The 2,826-nt window shown below is 48.1% G+C and carries 3 protein-coding genes; all 3 read right to left on the reverse strand.

Annotated elements, in window-relative coordinates; all coding sequences use genetic code 11:
- The coding region (locus VN105_RS13130; RefSeq protein ID WP_325641565.1) for a hypothetical protein at positions 1-910 on the reverse strand (910 nt) is incomplete at its 3' end.
- A 25-nt stretch (positions 911-935) separates the two neighbouring features.
- Positions 936-2,000 (reverse strand): FecR family protein, encoded by a 1,065-nt coding sequence (locus VN105_RS13135; protein ID WP_325641567.1) that lies wholly within the window; start codon positions 1,998-2,000, stop codon positions 936-938.
- A gap of 66 nt (positions 2,001-2,066) precedes the next feature.
- On the reverse strand, positions 2,067-2,624 hold the full coding sequence (locus VN105_RS13140) for an RNA polymerase sigma factor (protein ID WP_325641569.1): 558 nt from the start codon (positions 2,622-2,624) through the stop codon (positions 2,067-2,069).
- Positions 2,625-2,826 lie beyond the last annotated feature (202 nt).

Consider the following 2,826-nt stretch of genomic DNA (forward strand, 5'->3'; position numbering starts at 1 on the left):
TACTATACTGGGTGAGACTGGCAATATGTGTGAGTGTACGGTTTGTTTCGAGTACCATTTTGAAAACGAACGCCATTTTCTCCTGCAGGATCAATTCTTCTACGGTGATCAGGAATTGCTGTTCAAACGGGGCTTCCAGAAACTCGGAAACCACCCCAAATCTATAGCAGAGCGCTTCTTTAGTGGTTACTTCCTCCGGGTGATGAATGATATAATTGGCTATTTCCCGCAGCTTTTCCCGGTACTGCTCCATCAGCATCAGCGGCGGGGGCGCCTGCAGGTAACGGAGGTAGGTAGCATAAAAGTCGATGGCATTGCGCCGGAAAAAGGCATCTGCAGCTTCTCCTACGGCTTTAAAGCTGCGGATCCGGTGCATGATCTGGTAGTTGACTTCGTTGAGATGATAAGGCGTTTGTCTGACAGGCTGTTTATCAACAGTAGGTTCGTTTACATTCAGTGCGCCGAATAGTGGAAACTCCGTCACCAGGTATTTGGTAAACGGAAGGTGGAGGTTTACTTCGAAGCTGATCACAAATTCCTTTTCCGTGATCATGGTAGCTGTATCAGAAGCGCCTTTCAGCGTATTAAACTCCTTTTTCCCTGGTTTAACGGTCATGGGTAATCCTGGTGCATTCCCCGCAAAGCCGGAAATGCCAACCGGTAAATAGTGCTTACCAGGAGCTACGGTAGTGAGTGCTATCCCTTTCTTCAAATGAATGAGGTGATAGGAAATGGACAGTTCATTGGCCTGGATATGCTGATCTATGATCACGCCATCTTCATCAATATCGGTAAAGCATTTGGCATTGGGGATCAGCTGGGAATGCAGGTAACCCGGAACCTGTTCATAGGTAGTGCAAACTCTTTTCCCCGGGTTGATCAGGAGGTATTTGGTTGCTGGTTGACTCATGGTTATTATCCTTTGATATTGCCTGTTACTTAAAATGCAGTGTACTGTCTGCCGTAAAATAATAATCAGTACCTGTGGTGGCTTTTATCCCTTCCAGGAAGAAGCTCATAGATGTATTTTTATCCAGGAGGCCGGTAAAAGTGCGGCTTGCCAGGTCGGGATGATCCAGGGAAGCGCGCACGCCATACCACCGGAAAATGGTATTACAGATTTCATCGAGACGGGTATCAGAAAAGCAGTATAATCCTTTCTGCCATCCCAGTTCTACGGTGGCATTAAATGGTTGTGTATCGAGGGTAGCCGCCTGTTTGTTGAAGATGGCCTGCTGCCCGGGCTTCATGGTCACCGTTTTTTTGCCGGCTTTCATCCGCACCTTGCCATCCACCAGGGATACTTTAACGAGGCTGCTGTCGTAGCTGTTGATATTAAAGCTGGTGCCCAGTACTTCCACGGTACTATTGGGGAGGTGTACCAGGAAAGGCTTGCCTGCCCGCCTGGCGATGTTCAGGTAGGCTTCCCCGTTCAGTGTAACTTCCCTGGTCCCGCCTTTGAAGGTAGCGGGGAATTTCATGACGGTGGCAGCGTTGAGTGTAATAACAGAACCATCCGGGAGGGCCACTTCATAGCTTTTCCCATGCGGTACCGTCAGGGACCGGATTCCCTGTGGCAGGTCGTCTGCAGCATTAAGGTAAAGGGTATTGTTTTTATTGGGAACCGGTTTGCCACCAATGGTTACGCTGCCGGCGGACTGGGTAAGGTTAATGGTAGGCTGGCCGCTCACCTCCAGCAGCACATCTTTATTAATGGCAGCCACCGGCGCCGGTTTGGGGCTGGCAAAAAAGTTCCACTTCCACGCGGAAAATGCAACAATGGCAATCACTGCGGCTGCTGCGGCCCAGGGGAGTAATACCCGGTATAACGGCCTGTCCTGTTTAAAATCAATGATTTCCAGCCATGGGGCAGGAGGAGGGGGAACCTGCATCCTGGAAAGCTTTTCCCACTTTTCCCTTACTGATCCGTCTTCCTCGATAAGTTCCTCCAGCAATTGATCATCTGCTGCGGAAATTGTTCCCGCAAGCTTCTCTGTCATTAGCCTGTATATTTCTTCTGCGCTGTTCATGTACACTATTAACCGTTTATTTAACCGGGCGGGGTATTAGAAAAGAATTTTTTTTAAGGACGCCCTTAAAGTTTTCAGCGCGTTGGCTACCTGTTTTTTTACAGTTTCTTCAGTGGTATCCATGAAGGCTGCTATTTCCTTCCGGGTTTTATGTTCCTGGTAAGCCAGCCGGAATGCCACCGACTGGCGTTCCGGAAGCTGGTTGATGGCGGTTTCCAACTGCTCTTTCAGCTCATCGTTCTCTAACCTGCTTTTAGGAGTTGTGTAAGTGTCGGGCAGCATGATATCCTTTAATCTTTTGTTTCGCGTGGCATCTTTGGAAATTTTATTTAAACAGCGGTTACGGACGCTGACGAAAAGAAAGTTTTTGAGAGATTGAGTGTTGCTCAGGTCGATCCTCGCACTCAGGTCCTTCTGCCAGAAATCCACAAAAAAATCCTGGACCAGTTCCTGGGCTTCCGTTTCATTTTTCAATATAGTATATGCAGTTACGTACAGCCATTCACGATAGCTTTCATAAAAATACCGGAAAGCGGATACGCTGCCCGATTTCAGTTGTGCAAGCAGTTCAATATCGTTGATAGATGCACTCATGCTGGGATTTAGTTGATAATCGCAAGCCCGGTGCCGGCTGCTGTTGTCAATGGTTATTGGTACGATACGCGGTTAGGAAATACGTCGGACAGGCAGCCACAGCATGGCTATTTTAAGCAATGAAGAACATCCACCTGTAACACAACTGATTTTATTACAATAACATGCACACTATAGGTATATTCGGCCAGGGGGAATGCCC

The sequence above is a fragment of the Chitinophaga sp. genome, from assembly GCF_035564935.1.
Classification (GTDB): domain Bacteria; phylum Bacteroidota; class Bacteroidia; order Chitinophagales; family Chitinophagaceae; genus Chitinophaga.